This window comes from Tsuneonella dongtanensis, from assembly GCF_001698205.1.
Classification (GTDB): domain Bacteria; phylum Pseudomonadota; class Alphaproteobacteria; order Sphingomonadales; family Sphingomonadaceae; genus Tsuneonella; species Tsuneonella dongtanensis.
The window spans coordinates 1112601-1136989 of record NZ_CP016591.1 but is presented as its reverse complement, the minus strand read 5'-3'; the positions used below and the strand labels follow the sequence as shown (position 1 = coordinate 1136989).

Below are 24389 nucleotides of genomic sequence, written 5' to 3'. Positions count from 1 at the left end.
GCCTAGGTTGGCCCACCCGTTCGCAACAAGCGGGCCAAATTCCCAGACAACCTCAATGCCAGCGTTGGCTGATCGGCGCGCTTGTTATACCGCCTAAGCGCCACCTTCATATCGCGCGTTTCCGCGCTGACTTTCCCTAGCGCTTCTAGTAATTTCCGTATCGAATAGAACCCGATGAAAATCTCCCGCTCGATCCGCGCGAACTCAGCTTCGCTGACGTTTTCCGTGTCCATATATTTGCGGATGGCTTTGGCCCCAGCCAGCAACGGTTTCTTCCAGTAGTGGCTCTCGGTAATCATCGCCGAAAACGTAGCATGAGGTCATGGCGGAGTCAGCGATCTGCTGGCCCGGATAGTGATCTGAAGCGGCCGCAATAGGGTCGCGAGTTGCCCTTCGTCCGGACCTGAACGAATGGCAGCTTCCGGACGCCGACTAGCTTTCGCTGACGGCCAACATTGGGCGCTTTGCTGCTAGGCGGCATAGCGCTGGGCGAATGGCAAGTTGTGTCTGAAGCCGACGTGTAACGTTCACCCGTCGACATCCCATTGTAGGTGTCAGGCGCGACGATATGATGTTCGTATGTGGCAACTGTCTTTCCTTGCTTTGGAGTCCTCGGCTTCCGTTGGACAACAGCACATTGCTTTCCGTGCCGAGGCCTTCGGGGCGCACCACAACCCCAAGCTGCTCTTGCTCGAAGAGTTCGGTATCAGCTGGCAGCGCGCCGATGATCATGCGGCGATCTATCGTAATCCGGACTGTGCGGCGTGACTGTCCCGCGCTCGGAACATCCACGCGTCGCGGCTTGGCTTGAGAATTTCGCGGTCCCGCGACGCGATACCGCGCGTTTACTCATCGACGCGCTCGACTTGATCAGCGAGACCGATCTGCGCCGCGAATTGATCGCTGCGACGTTGTCCTTGTTGCCGGACCTGGCTGGGCCAGTCGCCGCATTCCCTGCACGTGAGGTATCGCCCGGAGAATCCGCGCACGCGGAAGGACGGGCGGGTCGCTATCAGCTCCTCGAGCCCGGACTACCCGGCAGCGAGGCGGTGCTCGCCAGCATCCTGACCGGCGTGCTGCGCGAGGGCGGTAGCTCAGCGGGGCTGCTTGGTGGCCATGATCTTGAGAGTCTGCGCGAGCACAAGGTCCGCACGATTCTGTTGCTCGACGATTTCAGCGGATCGGGCAGCCAGCTGATCAAGTTTCATAAGGCACTCCGGCGTCACAAGACGATCCGCAGCTGGACCTCTTACCATCTGATCGAGTTTCATGTCCTCGCTTATGCCGCCACAGACAAGACGGCGCGGCTACTGCGCCGGTCCTTCGGAGATGACAAGGTCCATATCCTTCGCGCTTGCCCGACCTTCGAAGGTGCCGGCTGGACTCCCGAGCAACGCGCCGAAGTCGAGGTGTTGTGCCGAGATTCGGCGGGGCGCCGTAACAAGAACTGGGCCTTGGGCTTTCGCGACAGTCGCGCGCTCATCGTTTTCGAGCACACCGCGCCCAACAACCTCCCTTTTATCCTGTGGAAGGTCGCGACCGGTTGGAACAGCCTGTTCGAATATAAGGGGGTGCCCAACGACCTGCTGCGGCTGTTTACAATGCGGCCCGACCCGCCGCGCGAGCCACTGATCGGGAGCGCCGGTGCCGCCCGGCTCAGCCAAACCATCGATCTGCTCGCCCGGCGCGTCTATGACGCCGGCAATATCGCCGAAGTGCTGCGCGTCAGCATTGCCGAGGCCGAACGCTTGCTACGCCTTGCTCATAGCCTTGGGTTGACCAATGCCCGCCACCGACTGACCGACGCCGGCCGCGCCGAGCTCAAACGCTGGCGCGCCGCCCATCCGGTTCGAGTATTGCCTAATCGCGACGAACCCTATTATCCTAAGCAACTGAGGGCGGAGCGCTGAGCATCCAGCTTCCCCCGGCCGTAAAGGCCGGACCAAGTCGCGGGGTTCCCGCGGCGGGCTGGCGCGTTGCGCTTCGCCTGGGAAACGGAGTCGCTGAGATCGACCTTAGTGAAGCGAACTTCCGCTCTTACGATGTCTGGGCTCGTCCGCTCCACTATGGCCTCCTTACGGGTCAAAGTGAATGATCAGCGCTTCGCCCCACCAATATCGCGCCGATGGTCGCGCGCGCGGCCGACCCGAGCCGGTGCTCGATGCCGCACTCGCTCAGGCCGCTGGCCCCGAACTCCAGGGTGCCCCGGCGATTCTGACGCTGATGCATCTCGCCAAGCGTATGGACGTCAGCTACAAATTCCTACGCTCGGTGATCGCCAGCAAGGAAGGCACACACTACCGCGACTTCCATATCAGCAAACGCGATGGCGGCGGCCGGCGCATCGCAGTGCCTTCGCCCGAGCTGATGGCGGTCCAGCGCTGGATCGTCCGCGAGATATTGCGCGACCGGCCCGTGCACCGCGCCAGCTTCGCTTATGCGCGCGGCTGCTCGATCTACGCCTGTGCGCGGCGGCACGCCAGCGCCGGCTGGCTGCTCAAGCTCGACATCCACGACTTCTTCGAAAGCATACCCGAGAAGGCGGTCTACCGCGTGTTTCGCGAGATCGGCTATGCGCGCCTAGTCTCCTTCGAGCTGGCGCGGCTTTGCACCCGCCCCTGGGTAGCGCCGCCGCGCGGCAAGCGCGCTGAGCGCACCGTCGCCAATCCCAGCCGTCGCGGCATCGAAATCTATCGCCGCGAGCTGACCGGCTATTTGCCACAGGGCGCGCCGACTAGCCCAATGCTCTCCAACCTCGTCTTCCGCGTCCTCGACGAACACCTAAGCCAGCTCGCCACCCGCCATGGGCTCATCTACACGCGCTATTCTGACGATCTGACCTTTTCGGGACCGGCCAGCGGGTTCAGCCGCGACCGCGCGACCGAGATCATCAGCGAAGTGCGCGATCTGCTCGCGACGCGTCGGTTCCGGCTGCACGAGCGCAAGATCACCATCGTGCCGCCCGGCGGTCGCAAGGTCGTGCTCGACCTACTGGTTGATCGCGCGGCGCCGCGGCTGTCGCGCGAGCTGCGCGGCCGTCTCGAGGACCATGTCCGCGGCATCGAGAAATTCGGGATCGCGCCGCACGCCGCGGCGCGCGGCTTTGCCTCGGCGACCGGCATGATCAATCATATCGCCGGGCTACTCCGCTTCGCCGGCCATATCCAACCCGCATTCGCCGATCCCCTGCGCGCACGTTTCGCCGCTGCGCTGGCCCGATGGCGCTGGTCACCGGTCGACTGAATCGCTTTGCATTTTGGCGAGGATGGCGGGCGGGTTGATGATGGGGTTCGCTCGGCATCGATGATCGGCAGATCCGATGCGCGTCAGCCTCTCACTTCACCGAGGGCACAAAGTGTGCTTTCCGCCCAATTGCGGATATGTTCAGCCGATAAGTTGAAGGGCCGTTTTCGGTCTTGGCCATGTTGGTGCTGAACGACCTCTATTGGGACGCAAAGCAGTCTTTCCTGCAAGCTGCATATCGACTTGCGTGACCTTCCGAGCATAGTCGGCCCATGGCCAGGCAGAACGGTCCTATTGACGCCAAGCTCATAGAACGCCTGTGCCTCGAGGCGGGCCGGCTAATGGAAGACACCAGTGTCGACCTGGCGCTTGCGATGCCCGGTCACCCCCGTGACCGACGAGCTTACCTCCAACGCCTGCGGCAAACCGCTGACGACATGGCAGACCTCCTTGCCGCGGCGGAGGTACTACACCGCCGCGGCAAGGAGCAGAGCAGCTAGATCAAGCGGTCTTCGGCTTCCTGCCCCCACGAGGTGAAGCCGTGGCGGCCTTCTTGCGCGGGCCGACCTTCTCGCCCGGCTTCCGGCCGAGACCGATCTTCTTCGCCATGTCGCGACGAACCTGCGAATAGCTCTCTGAGACCATCGGGTAATCCGCCTTGAGGTTGTAGCGCTCCCGGTACTGCTCGGGGGTCAGACCGTGGGTCGACAGATGACGGCGAAGAGTCTTGTAGGGCTTGCCATCGATCATCGAGACGATGTGATCCTTCGAGGCCAGCGACTTGCGAACAGACACCGCCGGGATAAACTCTTCGGCCGCAAATTCTTCTTCAGCAGCGGCACCCGAACCGATGCCGGCAATCGCCGAATGTATCTTCTGGAGGAACGCCCGGACATCGTCAGCCAAAGCGGTGGTGTTGGGATTGGAGAGCCAGGCAATCGTCAGATCGGTGGCGAGTTCCAAGGGGCTGGGCTGAGTATTCTCTTCGGCCAAGATTGTGTTCCTTTGCTTGTGGCGAAGCCGGACATCTAGCGGCGCCAGCTTCAGCGTCAATTGTCGAGAATATTCGCGTTCGCTCGCACATTCCATTCGACTTCGTTCGTAATGGAAGCATTGCTGTCGTTACTGAATCGCGGCCGAGTTGAACGACCGCCGCCCCGAAGCCCAGCGCGGTCGGGGCCCTGGGTGGTGGGAGCAGCGATGATCGCCGCTCCAGACGGAGAACCACGCAATGAACACGACTACCCACACCGAGGCACCAGGTGCGGCGGCCGAGACAGGCGCGCCCGCCGATGCCAAGCAACCGCGCAAGCGCCGCATGGCACGCGAACCGAAGGCAGACGCCGCGGCCACCGCAGGAGCGAGCGGCATCAGGGCCGCACAGAACACCGATAAACCCGGCAAGCCGCACGGATCGAGCAAGATCGCCGCGGTGATCGCCCTGCTCGAGCGTCCCGAAGGCGCCACGCTCGCCGAGATGGTCGAGGCCACCGGGTGGTTGCCGCACACCACGCGCGCGTCACTGACCGGCCTAAAGAAGAAGGGGCACACGATCACCAAGGACAAGCGGGATGAGGTGACCTGCTATCGTATCGCGAAGGCAGGCGAATGAGCCGCCAACGCGACAAGCTCGACGCTGACCTGGCTGCGCTGGCGACAATGTCGCCGGCGCAGCTGCGCGAACGCTGGGCCGAGGTATCGAGGAAGCCCCTCCCTCGCCTGAGCCCGGCGATGCTGCGGTTGGCCTTGGCCTACGAACTGCAAGCCAAGGTGCTGGGCGGCCTGTCGCGAGCAGTGCAGCAGCGGCTCGATCAGGCCGCCACCGCCAAGTCCCATACCCGCAGCGCCTCGCCGGGCATGCGGCTGGTCCGCGAGTGGCAGGGCAAGGTCCACATCGTCACCATCGGGGAGGACGGCGAAGTGGAGTGGAACGGCCAGACCTGGCGCTCGCTGAGCGAGGTCGCCCGCGCGATCACCGGTACCCGCTGGTCGGGGCCCGCCTTCTTCGGCCTCAAGCAGCGGAAGGGGAAAGCGGCATGAACAAGGTCCGCTGCGCCATCTACACCCGCAAGTCGAGCGAGGAAGGTCTCGAACAGGACTTCAACTCCCTTCACGCCCAGCGCGAGGCGTGTGCGGCCTACGTCATGAGCCAGGCCAGCGAAGGTTGGGCCCTGATTCCCGACGAATACGACGATGGTGGCATATCGGGCGGAACGCTCGAGCGCCCCGGCCTCAGGCGCCTCCTTGCCGACATCGCGGCCCAGAAGATCGACATCGTCGTGGTCTACAAGGTCGACAGGTTGACCCGCTCACTGCTCGACTTCTCCAAGCTGGTCGAAGCGTTCGACAAGGCCGAGGTCAGCTTCGTGTCGGTCACCCAGTCGTTCAACACGACCACCAGCATGGGGCGCCTGACGCTCAACATGCTGCTCTCGTTCGCCCAGTTCGAGCGGGAGGTCACCGCGGAGCGCATCCGCGACAAGATCGCCGCCTCCAAGGCCCGCGGCATGTGGATGGGCGGGGTTCCACCGATAGGCTACCGGCCCGACGGTCGCAGCCTCGCAATCGTCGACGACCATGCATCGATCATCCGGCGCATCTTCGAGCGGTACCTGTCGCTGGGCAGCGTACGGCTGCTCGCGGAGGAGTTCGTGAGCGAAGGCATCGAGGTCCCGGCTCGCACGACAGGTAGCGGTCGACATATCGGCGGAAGACCGTTCTCGCGCGGACAGATCTACCATGTGCTCGTGAACCCCGTTTACGTCGGCGAGATCCACCATCGCGGCAAGGTCTACCTCGCCAACCACACGCCGATCATCGACCGGGAGACGTGGGAGCAGGTGCAGCTGAGCCTCAAAGAGAACACGCAGGGGTCGCGCTCGGCGCGGAAGGTCCAGTCGCCCAGTATGCTTGCCAGGAAGCTCGTCGATGCCGAGGGCCAGCCTTTGATCGCCACCCACGCATGCAAGCCCGCCAGGAGCGGATCGAAAGACGCCAAGGTTCGCTACCGCTACTACGTCAGCAAGGTCCTCCATCACGATCCCGATGTGGACAGCGCTGAAGGGATGCGCATACCCGCCCGGGAGATCGAGGCCGCGGTGTCCAACCGGGTGGCCGAGGCGCTCGACGATCCGCTGACGCTTCTGTCGCAGGCAGGTATTGCGCTCGAGGCCGACGTCGCCCGCCCCGCTCTCACCAATGCCGGGAAGCTCGCGACCGCGGTAAGGCGCAGGGAGCAGTCCTTGATGCGCAGGCTCGTGACCCGCGTCACGGTGTCCCCGGCGAGTCTCGAGATAGCGATCTCGACAAGTGTGCTCGCGCGGGACCTGCGGCTCATGGAAGCTGCGCCGACCGAAGATACCGTGACCCTCTCCTCCCATGTGCGATTGAGCAAGACAGGAACCGCAATCCGCATGGTGCAGGACAATGGCAGGGCATCAACCGCGGGCACACCCGATCCGAGCCTGCTCAAGGTACTCGGCCAGGCGCGCCGCTGGTCTGCAGCGATAGCGACCGGTGAGACCGACCTCCCTACCATCGCTCGCACCGAGAAGATCAGCGATTCCCTGGTGTCGCGAGTGGTCAGGCTCAGCTTCCTCGCACCGCAGATTGTGGAAGCCATCCTTGATGGCACCCAGCCCGAGCGGCTGACCGCAACAACACTCGACGGTCTGGACCTGCCGCTCGATTGCCAGGCGCAGGTCGATCTACTTCTGACCGCCTGAGATCCCAGCGACTGACATGACAACGATCGCGGCGCTTCGGCGCCGCTATCCTTTTCTGGTGCAGCGCAACAGGGAAGCGCGGATTTGGCTACTCCGCAGTGGCCGATAGGGGCACAGAGAAAACGCCTCCAATTGCCCTAATTTCTCCCTCGATCATGCTCTCTGCACTGCGGAGCGACCGCCGGAGGGGCGCAGAACTGCGCGCTTTTGGCCGCATAATAACATTCTGTATCAGATACTTAGACTTGCTGGCGGAGAGGGTGTCCGCCATCTTCTGCAAATAAGAGGTTATAATACAGAGTCCTAGAGACTTAACCGATCGGGCCCCCTAATTCTAACCCTAGGCGTTGGCATCTGCCCAGTACAGCTTGCCGGGATTGTCCACGAGCAGCTTAAGTTGCACCTCAACCGTCGGCGCGATCCTCGGGATCATGTCGACGATATGCCCGTCGTCGGGCGGACAGTCGTGCATGTTGGGGTGCGGCCAGTCGGTGCCCCAGATGCAGCGGTCCGGATAGTCGGCCACAAGTGGCGCGACTGCATCGGCGAAGGCGCTCCACGGGTCGCCGGTCGGGTCGAGCCGGTCCGGACAAGTCGGTTTGAACCAGATGTCCTCACGGCCTTCGAGCAGGCGGCGGAATGCCTTCGCGTCCGGTCCCTCCGGTCCTTGCGTCACGTCCGGGCGCCCCATGTGATCGACCACCAGCGGCACCGGTATCGCATCCATGAACGGCCGAAGATCTTCTAGAAAGTCGGCCTCGAAATAGATCACCACGTGCCAGCCTTTCGGCAGCCGGCGGCTGACTTCGAGAAACTTGTCCTTCGGCGCATCGTCGACAAGCCGCTTGAGGAAGTTGAACCGGATGCCGCGAATTCCGCCCTCGTGCAGGGCTTCCAGTTCGCGTTCGGAAATCGCCGGATCGACCACGGCAACGCCCCTCGCCTTCCCTTCCGACTTCGCGATGGCGTCGAGCGTCGCGGAGTTGTCGGTTCCGTGGCAGCTCGCCTGGACGATCACGTTTCGCGAGAACCCGAGATGATCGCGCAGCGCAAACAGTTGCTCCGGTCCCGCGTCTTCGGGAAGGTACTTGGCCTTTGGGCTGAACGGAAACTGCGCCATTGGGCCGAACACGTGGCAGTGCGCATCGACCGCGCCGGGAGGCGGGACGAAGCGCGGCTTCGACGGGTTCGTATGCCAGGAGACGATGCGATCAGACATAGGCGGTCCCGTCCATCAGCTTGCGGGCGGTGCGCAGGAGGGCGGCGCTGACGACTTGCCCTTTCGCGTCGGTTTCGAGAACGCAGCTCATCTCGCCCGACGGGTGCTCGACGCTCAGGGTCTTCCGCATACCCTCGGGAACATTGGCGACCTCGGCAGCGGATGACCCTTCGATAATACAGGCGGTCGCGGTGGTGACTGCTCCGAGGACACCAATGCTCGCATGCGCTCGGTGCGGGATGAACACCCGCGCCGAAATCGCTCCTCCGTGTCGCGGAGGCGCAACGAGCGTCATCTTCGGCACGGACTTCGAACTTACATCGCCGAGGTTCATCAATGGCCCCGCTGCGAGCCGTGTGGCCTCGATCTTCTCCCGAATGAGCGCGAAGGCTTCGCCCTCGAGCTCCTCACGGGTCTCGTAACCGGTCGCGCCAACTTCCTCTGCCTTGAACACCACGCACGGCATCCCGTTATCGATCAACGTGCAGGCGACGCCATTGATCACGTCCACGGCATTGCCGGTGGGCAGCAGCGCGCCGCAGCTCGATCCGGCGGTATCGCGAAATTCGACGGAAATTGGCGCGTGCGTGCCAGGAACGCCGTCGATCGCGGCATCGCCGACGTAGGTGACCGCACCGTCGGGGGTCCTGACGGTCTCGAACGCGACTTGTCCGGTGTTCTCCATGTAAATCGCCACGCGGGTCTCGTCGCCGGTCGGGGCGACCAGCCCCCGCTCGATCGCAAACGGACCGACACCGGCCAAGATATTGCCACAATTCTGCTGGTCCGAGACGAGCGCCTGGTCGACGAAGACTTGCAGAAAAAGGTAATCGACGTCGATACCCTCTCGCGCGGACTTGCGGACCACCGCGACCTTGCTGGTCAGCGGATCGGCCCCGCCCATTCCGTCGATTTGCCGCGGGTCTGGGCTGCCCATGACGCGTAGCAGGAAGGCGTCGCGCTCCGCGAGATCGGTTGGAAGGTCGTCGGCGAGGAAATAGCCGCCCTTGGACGTCCCGCCGCGCATCCACATCACCGGCGCGCTGGTTTGCATCAGACGTACTTCAATCCATCGGCCTCGAGCCGCTCGCGCATCTTGTACATATCGAGGCCAAGCACGCCGCTGGCGAGCTTTTCACGCTTCTCGCCCTCGTTCGCTTCGCGGGCGCGCGCCTTCTCGAGCACCGCCACCGCATCCGAGCGGCGTACGACGCACACTCCGTCATCGTCGGCGACGATCACGTCGCCAGGCTCGACCGCCGCTCCGGCGCAGACCACCGGTACGTTCACGCTGCCCAGCGTGTTCTTCACCGTACCTTGCGCGAACACCGCCTTCGACCAGACGGGAAAGCCCATCTCGGTCAGGTCGCGGACATCGCGCACGCCGGCATCGATCACCAGACCGCGGCACCCACGCGCCATCGCGCTCGTTGCCAGCAGGTCACCGAAATAGCCGTCCTCGCACGGACTGGTCGGCGCGAGCAGGAGGATGTCGCTTTCCCGCAACTGTTCGATCGCGACATGGACCATCCAGTTGTCGCCCGGCGGAGAGCTGATCGTCACTGCGCTGCCTGCGATCCGCGCGCCGGCGTAGATCGGCCGCATGTAGCTCGCCAGCAATCCGGTCCGATCTTGCGCCTCGTGCACGGTCGCCACGCCGCATTCGGCAAGGCCGTCGATGATCGCGCGATCGGCTCGTGCGATGTTCTGCACAACGACGCCCACATCGGTTCTCCTTCGCGTCCGCTGTGCTCTTCCCCCGCCCCGCTCTCCAGTGCGAAGTTTGGCAGCGACATAACAAAATGCTAATTCATGGTTGTGAAGATGCCCATTCCCAGCATCCGCCAACTCAGCACCTTCACGGCGGTCTTCGAGCATGGCTCGATAACGCGGGCGGCCGAAGCCGTGCACCTCACGCAATCTGCCCTGACGCAGGCCTTGGCGCGACTGGAGCGGGACTTGGGATGCCGCCTGTTCGACCGCCAGCCAGAAGGGATGCGGCCGACAGAGCCTGCACGATTTCTCGCCCCGCGCGTCAACGACGCGATCGAAAAGATCGGTTCGCGTCGCGTGACGGCAGCCCAGATGCGGGCATTCCTCGCAGTGGCGAGCGCGGGGAGCTACTCCGGAGCGGCGGAGGCGACAGGACTGGCCCCTGCTTCGCTGCACCGCGCGGTTGCCGACCTTTCGCTGGCGCTCGGCGAGCGGCTCGTCGAGCGGCGCGGCCGTTATCTCTCGTTGACCCGGAAAGGCGCAAGCCGGGCGCGCAAGTTCCGGCTCGCCCTTGCCGAGCTTCGCAGCGGCTACGCAGAAGTGGCCGACTGGCTGGGCAAGGCAAAGGGGCGCATTGTGATCGGTGCCATGCCGTTATCGCGTGCCCGGTGGCTGCCGGCGGCGATCGTCCGTCATGTCGAGGAGTTTCCCTTCGCTGAAGTCTCGGTGATCGAGGGCAGCCACGACGAACTGGTAGGACCGCTCCGCGACGGCGATATCGATGTCATGCTCGGCGCCTTGCGGACGGTCGGCGCACACGACGATCTCACGCATGAAGATGCGTTTGAGGATCACCCGAAAATCGTCATGCGAAACGCTCATCCCTTGGCAAACACTTCAAAAATTTCGACCGCCAGTATGCGACAATACCCTTGGGTCCTCCCATCCGCTTCGACACCGCTGCGACAATTCTGGAACGAACTGGTCGGAAGCGACGATGCCGAATTGCCGCACGTGTCGATCGAGTGCGGTTCGGTCCTGACGATCCGCGAAATCCTGTTGCGGACTGACAGCCTTACGCTTCTGTCGCCCGACCAGGTGAGGGTCGAGATCGATGCCGGGCAGCTGCGCGCTGCTGCGCCGCCTATAAGAGTTTCGCGAACCATCGGGATTACCACCCGTCGGGGCTGGCTCCCTACGCGTCAACAGCAGGCATTTGTCGAAACGCTCCGCCGGTTGGCAATTGAGCATTCGTAAAAAGTAATCTCGAGATCACGCTATTCATTGGCGGCCCCTCCAGAGATAAGGCATTCCCATCGGCGTGACGCAACGTCTCGCCTTGATCGGTTTCGGCGAAGCCGGGATGACTTTCGCGACAGCCTCGGGTTGGGGCGCCGCGGCGACGGCGTTCGACATCGATCCGGCCCGTCGCCCGCTGATGAAGCAAGCTGGCGTTTTGCCGTCAATGGACGCGGGGAAGGCTCTCGGTGGGTCTAGTATCGTTCTGTCCCTAGTGACCGCCGGAAGCGCGCTCAACGCAGCGAAGCAGTGCGCTAATTTTTTGGAGAAGGGTGCACTCTGGATCGACATGAACTCGGTTGCCCCCGATACTAAGCGCACGGCCGCTGCCATCATCGAAGCCGCAAGTGGCAGTTACGTCGATGCAGCAGTGCTGGCTCCGGTCGATCCGGCCCGAATGAAGGTTCCGATCCTTCTGTCAGGTCCGGCGGAAGAATACGCGCGAATTGCGCTGACCGCTCTCGGGTTCGTTAACCTGCGGCCAGTGGGGCCAGCAATCGGCCAAGCCTCGGCGATCAAGATGATCCGGTCTGTCATGGTCAAGGGGGTCGAAGCGCTCACCGGCGAAATGATGGCCGCGGCGAATGCGGCCGGGGTGACCGCTGAGGTCCTCAGTTCACTCGATGCAAGTGAGCAGTCGCGGCCGTGGGCGGAACGCGCCGAATACAATCTCGAGCGGATGGCGACTCACGGGCTACGCCGGGCAGAAGAGATGGAGGAGGCAGTCAAAACGCTCCGATCGCTCGGCGTCGAGCCCACAATGACCATTGGCACGGTGCGCCGCCAGCGCGATGCCGCCAAGGGACATGCCACAGCGAGGGACGCCGCATGAGCCTCATCATCGACTGCCACGGCCATTACACCGTCCTGCCCAAGGCGCACGACGACTGGCGCGAGGCGCAGAAGGCCGCGTTCAAGACCGGTGAACCTGCCCCGCCCTATCCCGACATCTCCGACGAAGAGATCCGCCGGACGATCGAGGACAACCAGCTCAAGCTGGTGAAGGAGCGCGGCGCGGACCTCACGATCTTCTCACCCCGCGCGTCCGCGATGGCGCACCACGTCGGCGACCAGGCGGTCAGCGCCGAGTGGGCGCGGCGTTGTAACGACCTCATCTATCGGGTGACGCAGTTGTTCCCTGAGACGTTCGTTGGCGTCTGCATGCTACCGCAGAGCCCGCAGGTCGATCTCACCGAAAGCGTCACGGAGCTGCGCCGCTGCGTCGAGGAACTCGGCTTCATCGGTTGCAACCTCAACCCTGATCCCGGTGGCGGGCACTTCGAGCATCCGCCGCTGACCGACGAGTACTGGTTCCCGATCTACGAGGAGATGGTCCGGCTCGACGTGCCGGCGATGATCCACGTGTCGGGCAGCTGCAATCCGGCGATGCACGCCACCGGCGGGTTCTACATCGCGGCCGACACCGTTGCCTTCATGCAGCTGTTGCAAGGCGACCTGTTCTCCCGCTTCCCAACTTTGCGCCTCATCATCCCGCACGGCGGTGGCGGCGTACCCTATCACTGGGGGCGTTACCGGGGGCTGGCCGATATGCTCAAGCAGCCCAGCCTCGACACGCACCTGATGAACAACGTGTTCTTCGACACCTGCGTTTATCACCAGCCCGGGATCGACCTGTTGGCCGAGGTGATTGAAACCAAGAACATCCTGTTCGGGAGCGAGATGGTCGGCGCAGTGCGCGGAATCGATCCACAGACCGGGTACTACTTCGACGACACCAAGCGCTACATCGACGCGCTCGACATCAGCGACGAGCAGCGTCACGCAATCTTCGAGGGAAACGCGCGGCGCGTGTTCCCGCGTCTCGATGCGCTGCTGAATGATCGCGGCCTGTGACCGACATCCACGATTACCTTGCCGAGTTCGACGACATTCCCGGAACCCGGGTCTACACCGCGAAGCGCGCACGACAGGGCTACCAGCTCAACCAGTTCGCCATGAGCCTGATGCAGGCCGAGAACCGCGAGCGCTTCCATGCCGACGAACGAGTCTACCTCGACGCATGGCCGATGAGCGCGGAACAGAAGCAGGCCGTGCTCGACCGGGACTACAACAGGCTGCTCGACCTCGGCGGCAACATCTATTTCCTCGCCAAGGTCTTCGCGAGCGACGGCCTGAGCTTCGTTCATGCGGTCAGCACGATGACCGGGATGAGCGTCGAGGAATACCAGGCTATGATGATGGATGGCGGTCGATCGCCCGACGGTGTCCGCTCGATCGGGGACAAGTGCTGATGGCGCGGATCACCCACGGCATCGCTTCCAGCCATATACCCGTGCTCGGCTTCGCGGCCGACCACGGGAAGACACAAGACCCGATCTTCAAACCGGCATTCGACGGCTACCGATGGACCCGCGAGTGGATCGCGAACGAGGGCAAGCCCGATGTCGTCGTACTGGTCTACAACGACCATGCATCCGCTTTCGACATGAACGTGATCCCGACGTTCGCGATCGGCTGCGCCGAAAGTTTCAGGGTTTGCGACGAAGGCTACGGCCCGCGACCGGTCCCCAGTGTCGTCGGCCATCCCGACCTCGCTTGGCACATCGCGCAGAGCCTGATCCTCGACGATTTCGATATGACCATCTTCAACAAGATGGACGTCGACCACGGACTGACCGTTCCGCTGACGATGATGTTCGGCGAGGACTGCAAGGAATGGCCGACGACGGTCGTCCCGCTGGCGGTCAACGTTGTCACCTATCCGCCACCCTCGGGCAATCGCTGCTGGCTGCTCGGCGAGGCGATCGCACGGGCAGTGAACAGTTACGAGGAAGACCTCAACGTCCATGTCTGGGGCACTGGCGGGATGAGCCACCAGCTTCAGGGTCCGCGCGCCGGCCTCATCAACCGCGAGTGGGACAACATGTTTCTCGACAAGCTCGTCGGTGACACGCAGGACCTGCGGCACATCCCGCACATCGAATACCTTCGCGAAACCGGCAGCGAAGGGATCGAAATGGTCATGTGGCTCATCATGCGCGGCGCCCTTGGCCGCGAGACAAGGTGTCTCCACCGCCATTACCACGTGCCGGTCAGCAATACCGCCTTGGGCCACATCGTGCTCGAACCGGTCGACGGCACGGTGCCCCAGTCACCCACCTTCGAGGCGGACGGCGCTGTAACGACGTCGATCGATCAATAATCGAATGGGAGTTTGCAAATGGTCCGCATTGCCCTCGTTGGCGCCGGCGCATTCGGCGAGAAACATCTGGTGGGGCTCAGAAACGTGCCGGACGCAGAAGTCGTCACCGTCGTCAGCGCGTCGGAGGAGGAATCGCGCAAGCTCGCCGAGCCCCACGGTGTTTCCGATGTGTCCGACAATTATGCAGCGACGCTCGCAAGGAACGATATCGACGCAGTGATCCTGACTACGCCCACGCCGCTGCACGCACGCCAGGCCATCATGGCGATGGACGCAGGCAAGCACGTGGAGGTCGAAATTCCGGTCGCGGACAGTTGGGCGGATGCGCAAGCGGTGATGGCAAAGCAGCAGGAAACCGGCCTCGTCTGCATGGTCGGCCACACCCGCCGATTCAATCCGAGCCACCAGTTCGTGAAGAAACTGATCGATGCAGGCGAATTCACGATCCAGGCGATGGATATCGAGACGTTCTTTTTCCGTCGCAGAAACATGAACGCCAAGGGCGAACCGCGTAGTTGGACCGACCACCTGCTGTGGCACCACAGCGCGCACTCGATCGACATCTTTCAGTATATGACCGGCAGCAAAGTAATCGCCAGCAACGTGTTGCAGGGGCCCAAGCATCGCGAACTTGGCATCGCGATGGACATGTCGATCCAGCTTAAGACCGAGGCGGGCCAAATCCTGACCCTTGCGCTGTCGTTCAATAACGACGGGCCCCTGGGCACCTTCTTTCGCTATATCGGCGACACGGGGACATACATCGCGCGTTACGATGATCTTGTCACTGGGCGCGAGGAACCGGTCGATCTGTCGGGTCTCGCCAGCTCCAGCAATGGCATCGAGTTGCAGGACCGCGAATTCGTCGCGGCGATCAAGCAAGGTCGCGAGCCTAACAGTTCGGTGGGTCAAGTATTCGAGTGCTATCGGGTGCTGGGCGAACTGGCAGCCAGTCTAGAGACCCAAGACGGATGGAGTTGATCGTTTCGCCATGCCGTTCGCTATGCAAACGGTCAGCTCGTAGACTCAAAGAACGACACGAGTGCCGCGGAAAGGTCCTCAGGACATTCCAGGGGCGGAAGGTGGCCACATGCCAATGTCAGACCGCTCGCGTTGGGAAGGGATGCGAGCAGGTTGCGGGCGTGCGGCTCGAACGGGGTGGAAACATCCAGCGATCCATCGACGACCAGAGTGGGACATCGAACATCTCGCAACCGTTCGCTAAGGCACATACGCTCGATGGCCCGGGCCGCTGCGATATACCCGACTGGGTCGATCGCCTTTAGGTCTTCGCGCAACGCCTTCGCAACGGACGGGTTCTCGGCACGAAACCGTTCGGAGAGGAATCTCTCGATCGCCCCGTCCGCGATCGCCGCCATCCCGCCCTCGATCACGAGATCGATCCGTTCGGACCACATTCTTGCGTCCATAGTCGCAGAGGTACAGATCGCCGCCAGCCTGCTTACGCGTTGCGGTTGGTCAGCAGCGATTTGCAGGGCTATCATTCCGCCAAGGGATACGCCGGCCATGAATGCGTTCGGTGTTTCGGCATCGTCGAGCACGGTAAGGACGTCAGCCGCCAAGTCGGCGATGGATGAATCAGTGCCATCCGCCGATGAGCGACCATGCCCGCGGACATCGGTGCGAATGACGAAAAAGTTCTCTACTAAGTGGGGGAGGCAGCTTTGCCATAGCGAGTGGTCGGTTCCGATCGAGTTGAGGAGCAAGAGCGGCGGAGCGCCCCGATCTCCATCGCTCGTCCAAAAGAGTTCGGCTCTACGTCGCTTTATAATGGGCATTCTTGGACCTCCGATCTTGGTGACGAGAGGTCTGCAACAAGCTCTGCCGCATTGTCGGCGGACCCGAACTCAAATATCCTCGCAGGGTTTCAGCAGGCCGACTTGAGGCCGAGAATCGCTCTGGCTTCGGCTGCTGTCGCCTCCCTTCTACCCTCGTCCCGAACAATCGAGACAGCCTTGTCGACAAGAGCCGCGTTCGACGGGGCGAGAACCCCGCGCTCGAGATACAGGTTGTCTTCGAGGCCGACACGCACGTGACCACCCTGACGCACGCCTTCGCGCACGGTCGGAAACTGGCTGGAACCCAAACCGAACACGCTCCATGTCGCATCGTCTGGCAGGAGCGAGACCATGAACGCCATGGCTTCACTTGTCGCAGGCATGCACCAAGACACGCCCAGACACAGCTGGAAATGTGGAGGAGATCGCAGCAAACCGCGTTCGATCAGATGGCGAGCGAAGAGGATATGTCCCGCTTCGAAAACCTCGATCTCCGGCTTGACACCGGCCTCACTTATCGCCTGAGACATCGAGCGCAGGTGCGGTGCCGTATTCATGAAAACCCGATCGCCGAAATTGGCTGTCCCGACGTCGAGGCTGCAGACTTCCGGTTTCATGTCGAGAACATGCTGAATTCGAGGAAGCGGCAGCATGATGTTGCTGCCTTCTCCAGCCACTCCGGGATCGTCCGTTCCCGGATTGAAGAAGCCGCCAAAGCCGGTCGAGATGTTGACGATCACATCGCGGCCGCTGTCGTGAATCCGAGATGCCACTTCCCAATAAAGGCTCGGATCGCCCGAAGCCTTGCCGGACTCGGGGTCGCGAACGTGAATGTGGACCATGGCCGCTCCCGCATCGGCGGCTTCGATTGCCGAATGTGCTATTTCGGCAGGGGTTACCGGAACTGCGAAATTCCTTTCGCGCGTCGGAGCGGAGCCCGTGACGGCGCAGGTGATCACGACCGGGCCCGGTTGCGCGCTCACTCGACAATCTCCTGGTCCAGTCGAACCGGCGCCCCGGTCTTGGCCGTCACTTCATCGAGCGGAACACCGGGGGCTAGTTCGACGAGGCGAAGGCCTGTCTCATCACACGCGAGGACAGCGAGATCGGTAATTATCAGATCGACCACATTCTTTCCGGTCAGCGGAAGAGTGCATCGCTCCAGTATCTTGGGTTGTCCGTCTTTCGTCACGTGCTCTGTAATGACGACGATCTTCTTCACGCCCGCTACCAAGTCCATCGCGCCCCCCATGCCTTTCACCATTCGCCCGGGTATGGTCCAGTTGGCGAGATCTCCGGTTGCCGACACCTCCATAGCGCCGAGAATCGCGAGATCGATGTGGCCTCCACGGATCATCGAAAAGCTCTCGGCCGAGGAAAAGAAACTCGACGTCGGAAGTGCGGTGATGGTCTGCTTCCCGGCGTTGATGAGGTCCGGGTCGGCTTCCCCCTCGTAGGGAAAGGGTCCCATGCCCAGCATCCCGTTCTCGCTCTGGAGCGTGATATCCAGCCCTTCGGCTATGAAGTTTGCGACGAGTGTCGGAATACCGATGCCGAGATTGACGTAGTCGCCTTTCTTCAGTTCCCGCGCCGCGCGCTGGGCCATCTGGTTCCTGTCCCATCCCATCAACCGGTCTCCCGCTGGCGCGTGGTCAGTTTCTCGATCCGCTTTTCGTTGATCGTCGAACGGACCACGCGATCCACGTAAATGCCAGGAGTGTGGATTTGGTCCGGATCGAGGCCACCCTCTTCCACGATGATCTCAGCTTCCGCCACGGTGCGGCGCCCCGCTGCTGCCATTTCGGGATTGAAGTTGCGTGCCGTCTTACGGAAAACGAGGTTGCCTGCCGGATCCGCCTTCCATGCCTTCACGATCGACAGGTCCGCGCGCAGCCATGTCTCTCGCAGATATTCGACGCCGTCGATCCGCTCAGCGGGCTTACCCACCGCCACTTGGGTGCCAACGCCGGTGGCAGTGTAGAATGCCGGGATTCCCGCGCCGCCAGCCCTTATCCGTTCGGCCAAGGTACCCTGAGGATTCAATTCCAGTTCAAGCTCGCCCGAAAGGTACTGACTCTCGAACAGCTTGTTTTCTCCGACGTACGAACTGATCATCTTCGCCACCTGCCGGGTTTCTAGAAGCATCCAGAGCCCGAAGCCGTCGGCGCCCGCGTTGTTCGAGATCACAGTCAGCCCGGTGACCCCGGCTGCACGGATCTCTGGTATGAGACTTTCGGGGTTGCCTGAAAGACCGAAGCCCCCCGACATGATCGTCATGCCGTCGAAAAGCAGGCCGTCCAATGCCGCGGCCGGACTGTCGAAGACCTTGTTCATGTGCTGGCCGTTGAGGGCAGCCCCACGGTCAGCGTACCGCGATAGCCCGCCAAGGTGGGAGTGACCTTTAGGAAACTGCCGTTTGCTCCGCCCGAGCGTTCGATCACCGAATCATTGTAGTTGGTATAGGGCGATGGCGGCCGCCGATTGTACGGCGGCAGCAGCGCGACTCGTCGGTTCACGGAATCGGGCAAGTACATCTGGAATACGAATACGCTCTTTCCTCCGGTCCATACCTTGCCGTGAATGTGCGGTGCGCGCGGCGTGTACCATCCCGGCACGATCGTGGTGAAACGCGCGAAACCCTGCTCATCGGTGCACTGGCATCCGCGCAAGAATGTCTCCTCGTCACTCGGTGGGACCTTGGCGCCGGGCACGGGCCAAACGAGCGGATCGTTCTTGGCGAAGCGACTATAGAGTCCGACGGCGTCACAGTGCCAGATTTCCAGCTCCGCCCCGGACACCGGACGGCAGGTGTCAGCCGAAACGATGCGAAGCCCGAGCTCGAGCATCACGCCCTCGCGGCCCTCGCGGATGTCGGACCGGCGGGGCAGCCGACGATCGCCGTAAAAGGGCCCTTCGATCGCCTCGGCCGTGGCGATGCACTGGTTGCCTTCCTCGAAGCTGTAGCTGGTGGCTCGCTCGGGGTGATTGACGATTCCCACCCAGCGTTCCTGGAGCAGGGACAGACCGCGTCCCGCAGCGGGTTCCTGCCCCGTCGCACGCCCGCTCCACGCAATTGCGCCCCCAGCGCCCAGCACTCCTGCCAGTACTGACCGCCGCTTCCAATCATCCGTCATTGCTTGACCCCTTCCGGCCGGAATACGGCCCCTGCCCTCAGCTCATCCACTTTGCCGCGCAGCCGAGCCACGATCTCTTTTTCGAAGGGAGAGGTTCCGTCCGCCAACAGGTCTGATCGCTCGTATGGGTCGCGGGACAGGTCGAAGAGATGTTCACTCTCGAGGTTGACAAGCAGCTTGTAGCGCGCGTCGCGGATCGTGAAGCCACCTTCCTCAGGGCCCTGACCGGTCGAGAACTCGTCGGCGAATACGAAGCTGCGAAGCGAAGGCCGCCGCGGATCAACGAAATAGGGATGGAGACTAACCGAGTCTTCGCCCGCGCCGGCGGGTATCCGATGTCCCGTCAACGCCGCCAGAGTGGCGAACAGGTCGGTCGTGTTGACCAACGCGCTGCTGCGCGCACCTGCAGGTATGCCGGGACCGGCGAAGATCAACGGTACCCGCAGTCCGCCCTCGTATAGCGTGAACTTGGCGCCATCGGCCCGGAACGGCGCACCGATGGCCTCGCGCGTGGTGCCGTTGTCGCCCAGGAAGACGACGATCGTGTTGTCGCGCTGTTCCGGGTCCATCCCGGCAAGAAGGCGTCCGACGCGGCGATCCAGTTCCGTGATCATGCCGTCGACCAACCGCGCCGGATCGGATGTCCTTTCGGGCTGAGCCGCATCTGGCGCGGCATGCATCGGAAAGTGCGCGAGGTTGAAGGCCAGCCACAGAAACCACGGCCGCTGCCCATCCTGTCGGCCCAGCCATGCCAGAGCGTCGTCGACCTTGCGGTCGGGCGTGTAACCGGTGCGCTGTTCGAGCCGTCCATCGACATTCTCGATCCAGGAGAAGTAGCTTTCGGGCTCGTTCTTCATCAGCACCGAAAAGTGCTGGAAGCCCGTCAGACGGGGATGCTCCAGCCATCCGTTATGCAAGTCGGCGAGATGCCACTTGCCGATTGCGGCCGTGGCGTGGGTAGGGCCGAGAATTGCCGGCAGCGCGACCGACCCCGCTGGCAGGCCGCGGCGGTCGTTCGCCCTTGGCGCGGCAAAATTGCGGTAAGGCGTTACGCTCCGGCGCACGCTCGCCAGATCCTCGTGCAACTCCCGCGGGGCGCTGACGGGGACAGGCGGTTCGGTCGGGTAGGGTCCGTCGTTCCCTTCGCCTCCGACGCCGCTGCCTACCCCGGTGCGGAAGCCGTACCGCCCCGACAGGATCGTTGCCCGCGTTGGCGAACAAAGGGGCTGTGACCAGACGTGATCGAAGATCATCCCCTTCCGGGCGAGCGCGTCAATGTTGGGAGTTGGGGGCGGATTCGTGCCAATGTCGAAAGTGGAAATTTTCTCCACCCCGACATCGTCGGCAATCAACACGAGAATGTTGGGTGGGCGATCGGGACTTGGCGAGGAGACAGTCTCGGGTTCCCGAGTGACGCACCCGCCGACCAGGCAAGCGGCAAGAAGCCAGGTCGACATGCGGACCGTTTTCCAGGAGCATTGCAGACCTGTCATCAGTATTTGACCAGAAGATCGTCGGGACGCGCGATAGAGAATACCTCTGCCACCGAGGCGTAGTCGAGGTAACCCATCCGGGCGAGCGGTCGAAGCTTACCGACGTCTACCAGGCCGTCAGTCATAACGGACTCGGCAATATGCACGCCGACGACCTCGCCGATGACCATGACATTGGAGCTGTTCGCCAAGGTTGTCGGTAACTCGACATGTTTGACGACGCGGCATTCCAGGCTGATCGGCGATTCGCCGACCCGCGGAGGAGCAACCATCCGCGATGGTGCCTTCGTCAGCCCTGCAAAGTCGAATTCATCGCAATCCCGACTTACGTGCGCAGAGCTTTGCACAACCTGTTCCCGAAGTTCGAACGTCGCGACCGAATGGACGAATTCGCCGGTTGCGATCGCGTTGCGGGCGCTGTCCTTCACCGAACCCTCGGCATGCGGCCCGTTGTTGCAGAACGCCACCATGGGCGGGAGCATGCCGACAATGTTGAAGTGGCTAAACGGAGCCAGGTTGGCGACACCATCGGTCGAGAGCGTCGAAATCCAGCCGATCGGGCGCGGTACGATGCAGGCCTGGAGCGGATTGTGCGGCAGGCCGTGGCCATTCCTCGGCTTGTAGAACATCTCACCCGGCCTCGCCCGTCTGGCCCCGAGTCGCCCCGACCTTCAGCGCTGCCATCGCACCCACCAGCAGCGGGAGCGCGAACAGGAAGTAATAAGTTCCGCGGTCCCACTCGAGCCCGATCAGCAGCCCGGCGAGCGAGGGGCCGACGATGGACCCCATCCGCCCGATGCCGATCGCCCAGCCCACCCCGGTCGTGCGCACTTCGGTGGGATAGACCCGGGTGGCGAGCGCGTAGAGCCCGATCAGCGAACCGAAGCTGAAGAACCCCATCGCAAAGGTCAGCGCGAACAGGATGGTCAGCGAAACGTCCGCCGACACCAGCGCGAAGCCGATCATGAACAGGGCAGCGACCACGAAATACAGCGCGATCAGCCGCTCAAGCCGGAACTGCTTCGCCAGGAAGCCTAGCAGGAGCATCCCGCACCCGCCGCCCGCATTGAGGATGACCCCGCCGACGATCGCCTTTTGCTCCGATAGGCCGGACAACACCAGGATCTGCGGGGTCCAGCCGATCAGGAAGTAGACGACCAGCAGGCTGGTGAAGAACGCCGCCCACAGGTAAAACGTTCGGCGCGCGAGATCGCCCGAGACGATGGTACGTACCCCCGCCCTGGCCGTGCCGGGAGCATGCTGGCGCGGCAGCGCGGTCAGAGGTGCGCGGCCCATCCGCGTCAGCTGTCGGTTCACCTTGTCGAGCGCGCCAGGCGGTTGCCGGTCGAGCAGGAAGTCGAGCGATTCGGGCAGGCGCAGGAACACCAGCAAAATCAGCAGCGCGGTTCCCGCGCCGCCAGCCAGGTAGACCGGCCGCCAGTCACCGGTGACCGACAGGATCCACGCAGCCAGCAGTCCGCCCACCGTTGCGCCGACCGGATACCCCAAGTGCAGGAAAGTGACTGCCAGGTCGCGACGCTGGTCGGTCGAATACTCCGCCACCATCGTCGTCAGGCTGGCGAAGAGAATGCCGATCCCAAGTCCGGTCACCACCCTGAGCGCCACCAGCCACCCGAGTGACGCTGCTCCCGAACTAAGCAGCATGCCGGCAGTGATGATCGCCAGCCCGAGCAGGACCGTGGGCCTCCGCCCGACGCGGTCAGCCATCGGCGCGAGAAACAGCGAGCCCGCGGTCATCCCGAACAGGCTGGCGCTGATGAACAGACCGAGCCGTTCGGGCGCGACCTGCCATTCGGCCCCGATCGCAGGCGCCGTGTAAGAAGCCACCACCACGTCGAACCCATCGAACATGTTGATCAGCTGGCACAGGAGGATAGCGCCGATCTGGTACCAGCTCATTTTCCCTTCGGCGAGCAGGCGCGGACGGTCGCCTTGGAGCGCCTGTTCCGTTTCCGGCGCCCGGCTTTCATCGATCGTCTTCATGATCCCCCCACTTCGATGATTCCGATACCGTTGCTTATCCGCATGTCGGTGCCCAGTTCGGCCGAAGCCTTCCGCACGTGTTCGAGAATCCGGCTTGCGACTTCTCCGGTCGCGTAGTGCGGAATGCCGATATCGTGGAACGGCCCATCGAAGCGCATGTCGACCGGGTGGATCCGGATTTCGACCAGCTTGCCTGCACGATAGCGCGACACGGCGACGATGCTTTCGAAGTAGTCGCGCCCGTGGTTGGTCGGGTACGTCCCTCCCGACACCTCAGCCTTGGTCACGGTGTCGCGCTGACCGTCTTCGTAGCCGGGCAATCGCGATGTGTTTGCCCACAGCGCATCCTCCCATGTTTGCGGCAAGAACGGCTGGCGAATGAAGTTGCCGAGCTGGTAGAAGATCGGACGGCCTCGGTAGATCTCGATCCCTCTAAGTTCGCCCTCGCCGTGCGAATAGAAGGCGTCGGCGCCGTTATCGATTGCGGCCCGCGCCAACGTGACAAGAAAGTCGGGCGGGCGAACCGATTCCTGACCAGCATCCTTGGCATCTGGCGGCACATCCCATTGGTGCGCGTGGATCGTCGCAACCACAAAGTCGGAATTGAACTTTGCGTCACGCACTTCGCGCGTGAACCGATCGAGTTCCCCTGCCTTGATCGCGTAAGAGAACTTCGGCTGCTCGCCGACGACATAGCTGTTGTTGTAAAGTGTGAGACGGCCCCCGGTCTCGCGAAACGTCGCATTCTTTCCGCTGCGGATCGCAAAAACATCGGGAAACATCCACGGCGAAGCGTCGTATGCGCGCACGAGAGCGTCATAGGATTCGCGTGTGATGGTGACAGTGCGGTCGACATGCATCGCGTTTGCTCCGGGCGAACCACCCGAGACATCGCCAGCCGGACGCGCGTCAAGCCACGAATTCGTGGTGATGCCCACAATGGCAATGCGTCCCTTCGGCGTTTCGAGATAGCCTGCTCGGCTCGCCAGGGCCTGATTGTCGCCCGCCCCTGCACCGACGATACCGACGCGGTCGAGCTCTGCTGTGGTGGTGTGCATGCTCTCCACGCCAAAAGTGGTCGTGTGGTTGTTTGCGCGGTTGACCAGGTCGATCCCGATTTCCTTGAGATCATCGGCAATGAACGGCGCCGCAAGCGCCATGAAGTAGTGCGGGCGATCCTGCCGCCCTCCCGCCTCGACCGGGTCCATGATCGACATTTCGAGATTGCCGAACCCAACGTCGGCGGTCCGGATTACGTCGTAGATGCGCTGTACCGCCGGGTCCGCCAGCTTGGCGGTCGGCCGCGCGGCAACCATGTCGCCCACCGCGGCGATCGTGAAATCGCCGCGGATGGTGAGTTGCAAATCGCGCTGCGGGTCGACGATCACGCGATCATAACGCCCGTCGGCGTTATGCAGCTTGGCCGCCTCCCGCGCGGCGGGGGTCGCGAGCGGATCGAACGGATCCGTGCCGCCCGGGGCCGCCCCGGCAGGGTGATCCACCAGGTGGCCAGGCGCGCCGACCAGAAGTACCGCGAGAAATATCCGGCCAGCGGCCCCGATCGAGATGTTCGGCGTCATGCGTTCGACCCCCTTTG

26 protein-coding genes are annotated in these 24389 nt (G+C 62.9%); 12 read left to right on the top strand and 14 right to left on the bottom strand.

Annotation, left to right across the window (positions count from 1 at the left end):
• Positions 1–2 precede the first annotated feature (2 nt).
• Positions 3–299 (bottom strand): hypothetical protein, encoded by a 297-nt coding sequence (locus tag A6F68_RS05405; RefSeq protein WP_067677161.1) that lies wholly within the window; start codon positions 297–299, stop codon positions 3–5.
• 280 nt (positions 300–579) lie between these two features.
• Here A6F68_RS05405 and A6F68_RS15165 point away from each other — a divergent pair, with 280 nt between their 5' ends.
• The 3 genes from A6F68_RS15165 (at position 580) to A6F68_RS05390 (ending at position 3243) form a co-directional block, all read left to right on the top strand.
• The gene (locus A6F68_RS15165) at positions 580–768 is read left to right on the top strand and encodes a hypothetical protein (protein WP_067677159.1); all 189 of its coding nucleotides are present in this window, start codon (positions 580–582) and stop codon (positions 766–768) included.
• Positions 765–1910, top strand: coding sequence for a phosphoribosyltransferase-like protein (locus A6F68_RS05395; RefSeq protein ID WP_067677157.1), 1146 nt, complete (start codon positions 765–767; stop codon positions 1908–1910). Before A6F68_RS15165 ends, A6F68_RS05395 begins: the two co-directional genes overlap by 4 nt.
• 181 nt (positions 1911–2091) lie before the next feature.
• The gene (locus tag A6F68_RS05390; RefSeq protein WP_084001695.1) at positions 2092–3243 is read left to right on the top strand and encodes a reverse transcriptase family protein; all 1152 of its coding nucleotides are present in this window, start codon (positions 2092–2094) and stop codon (positions 3241–3243) included.
• A gap of 501 nt (positions 3244–3744) precedes the next feature.
• Here the strand turns inward: A6F68_RS05390 and A6F68_RS05380 are convergent.
• Positions 3745–4239, bottom strand: coding sequence for a Ros/MucR family transcriptional regulator (locus tag A6F68_RS05380; protein WP_418368999.1), 495 nt, complete (start codon positions 4237–4239; stop codon positions 3745–3747).
• A 235-nt stretch (positions 4240–4474) separates the two neighbouring features.
• Here A6F68_RS05380 and A6F68_RS14850 point away from each other — a divergent pair, with 235 nt between their 5' ends.
• The 3 genes from A6F68_RS14850 to A6F68_RS05365 are packed head-to-tail and all read left to right on the top strand — an operon-like array spanning position 4475 to position 6968.
• Entirely contained in the window at positions 4475–4855 is a 381-nt protein-coding gene (locus A6F68_RS14850; RefSeq protein ID WP_067677153.1) for a DUF3489 domain-containing protein, read from the top strand.
• Entirely contained in the window at positions 4852–5283 is a 432-nt protein-coding gene (locus tag A6F68_RS05370; protein WP_067677151.1) for a DUF2924 domain-containing protein, read from the top strand. Before A6F68_RS14850 ends, A6F68_RS05370 begins: the two co-directional genes overlap by 4 nt.
• A complete protein-coding gene (locus tag A6F68_RS05365) occupies positions 5280–6968 on the top strand; it encodes a recombinase family protein (protein WP_067677149.1) in 1689 nt (562 codons plus the stop codon). Before A6F68_RS05370 ends, A6F68_RS05365 begins: the two co-directional genes overlap by 4 nt.
• Before the next feature lie 340 nt (positions 6969–7308).
• Here the strand turns inward: A6F68_RS05365 and A6F68_RS05360 are convergent, their stop codons facing one another.
• Genes A6F68_RS05360 through ligK form a run of 3 tightly spaced genes read right to left on the bottom strand, consistent with a single transcriptional unit; the run spans position 7309 to position 9912 of the window.
• Positions 7309–8187 (bottom strand): amidohydrolase family protein, encoded by an 879-nt coding sequence (locus tag A6F68_RS05360; RefSeq protein ID WP_067677147.1) that lies wholly within the window; start codon positions 8185–8187, stop codon positions 7309–7311.
• Positions 8180–9241 (bottom strand): 4-oxalomesaconate tautomerase, encoded by a 1062-nt coding sequence (locus A6F68_RS05355; protein WP_067677145.1) that lies wholly within the window; start codon positions 9239–9241, stop codon positions 8180–8182. The genes A6F68_RS05360 and A6F68_RS05355 overlap by 8 nt, the downstream gene beginning before the upstream one ends.
• Positions 9241–9912: a 4-carboxy-4-hydroxy-2-oxoadipate aldolase/oxaloacetate decarboxylase gene (ligK, locus tag A6F68_RS05350; protein ID WP_067677142.1), complete on the bottom strand. Its 672-nt coding sequence runs from the start codon at positions 9910–9912 to the stop codon at positions 9241–9243. The genes A6F68_RS05355 and ligK overlap by 1 nt, the downstream gene beginning before the upstream one ends.
• Before the next feature lie 87 nt (positions 9913–9999).
• Between ligK and A6F68_RS05345 the strand changes: the two genes are divergently transcribed.
• From A6F68_RS05345 to A6F68_RS05320, 6 genes are all read left to right on the top strand, one after another.
• The gene (locus tag A6F68_RS05345) at positions 10000–11157 is read left to right on the top strand and encodes a LysR family transcriptional regulator (RefSeq protein ID WP_232308203.1); all 1158 of its coding nucleotides are present in this window, start codon (positions 10000–10002) and stop codon (positions 11155–11157) included.
• A gap of 82 nt (positions 11158–11239) precedes the next feature.
• Positions 11240–12031 (top strand): NAD(P)-dependent oxidoreductase, encoded by a 792-nt coding sequence (locus A6F68_RS05340; RefSeq protein WP_232308202.1) that lies wholly within the window; start codon positions 11240–11242, stop codon positions 12029–12031.
• The gene (locus tag A6F68_RS05335) at positions 12028–13053 is read left to right on the top strand and encodes an amidohydrolase family protein (RefSeq protein ID WP_067677139.1); all 1026 of its coding nucleotides are present in this window, start codon (positions 12028–12030) and stop codon (positions 13051–13053) included. Before A6F68_RS05340 ends, A6F68_RS05335 begins: the two co-directional genes overlap by 4 nt.
• The gene (gene ligA, locus A6F68_RS05330; protein ID WP_067677137.1) at positions 13050–13451 is read left to right on the top strand and encodes a protocatechuate 4,5-dioxygenase subunit alpha; all 402 of its coding nucleotides are present in this window, start codon (positions 13050–13052) and stop codon (positions 13449–13451) included. The genes A6F68_RS05335 and ligA overlap by 4 nt, the downstream gene beginning before the upstream one ends.
• Positions 13451–14362, top strand: coding sequence for a class III extradiol dioxygenase subunit beta (locus A6F68_RS05325; RefSeq protein ID WP_067677135.1), 912 nt, complete (start codon positions 13451–13453; stop codon positions 14360–14362). The genes ligA and A6F68_RS05325 overlap by 1 nt, the downstream gene beginning before the upstream one ends.
• Before the next feature lie 18 nt (positions 14363–14380).
• Entirely contained in the window at positions 14381–15343 is a 963-nt protein-coding gene (locus A6F68_RS05320) for a Gfo/Idh/MocA family oxidoreductase (protein WP_067677133.1), read from the top strand.
• Positions 15344–15375: 32 nt separating this feature from the next.
• On the opposite strand, the gene A6F68_RS05315 is transcribed toward A6F68_RS05320, so the two are convergent.
• The 9 genes from A6F68_RS05315 to A6F68_RS05275 form a co-directional block, all read right to left on the bottom strand.
• On the bottom strand, positions 15376–16089 hold the full coding sequence (locus A6F68_RS05315; RefSeq protein WP_198152684.1) for an alpha/beta fold hydrolase: 714 nt from the start codon (positions 16087–16089) through the stop codon (positions 15376–15378).
• A gap of 161 nt (positions 16090–16250) precedes the next feature.
• Entirely contained in the window at positions 16251–17144 is an 894-nt protein-coding gene (locus tag A6F68_RS05310) for a beta-keto acid cleavage family enzyme (RefSeq protein WP_067677129.1), read from the bottom strand.
• Positions 17141–17788, bottom strand: coding sequence for a 3-oxoacid CoA-transferase subunit B (locus A6F68_RS05305; protein WP_067677127.1), 648 nt, complete (start codon positions 17786–17788; stop codon positions 17141–17143). Before A6F68_RS05305 ends, A6F68_RS05310 begins: the two co-directional genes overlap by 4 nt.
• A complete protein-coding gene (locus A6F68_RS05300) occupies positions 17788–18495 on the bottom strand; it encodes a CoA transferase subunit A (protein WP_067677125.1) in 708 nt (235 codons plus the stop codon). Before A6F68_RS05300 ends, A6F68_RS05305 begins: the two co-directional genes overlap by 1 nt.
• Positions 18492–19295 carry a dioxygenase family protein gene (locus A6F68_RS05295; RefSeq protein WP_084001691.1) on the bottom strand — a complete coding sequence of 268 codons (804 nt, stop codon included), beginning with the start codon at positions 19293–19295 and terminating at the stop codon, positions 18492–18494. Before A6F68_RS05295 ends, A6F68_RS05300 begins: the two co-directional genes overlap by 4 nt.
• On the bottom strand, positions 19292–20752 hold the full coding sequence (locus tag A6F68_RS05290) for a sulfatase-like hydrolase/transferase (RefSeq protein WP_074428282.1): 1461 nt from the start codon (positions 20750–20752) through the stop codon (positions 19292–19294). Before A6F68_RS05290 ends, A6F68_RS05295 begins: the two co-directional genes overlap by 4 nt.
• 35 nt (positions 20753–20787) lie before the next feature.
• Entirely contained in the window at positions 20788–21417 is a 630-nt protein-coding gene (locus tag A6F68_RS05285; RefSeq protein ID WP_067677120.1) for a flavin reductase family protein, read from the bottom strand.
• Between the two features lies 1 nt (position 21418).
• Positions 21419–22792, bottom strand: a complete 1374-nt coding sequence (locus A6F68_RS05280) for an MFS transporter (RefSeq protein WP_084001687.1) — start codon at positions 22790–22792, stop codon at positions 21419–21421.
• Positions 22789–24372, bottom strand: coding sequence for a CapA family protein (locus A6F68_RS05275; RefSeq protein WP_067677118.1), 1584 nt, complete (start codon positions 24370–24372; stop codon positions 22789–22791). Before A6F68_RS05275 ends, A6F68_RS05280 begins: the two co-directional genes overlap by 4 nt.
• Positions 24373–24389 lie beyond the last annotated feature (17 nt).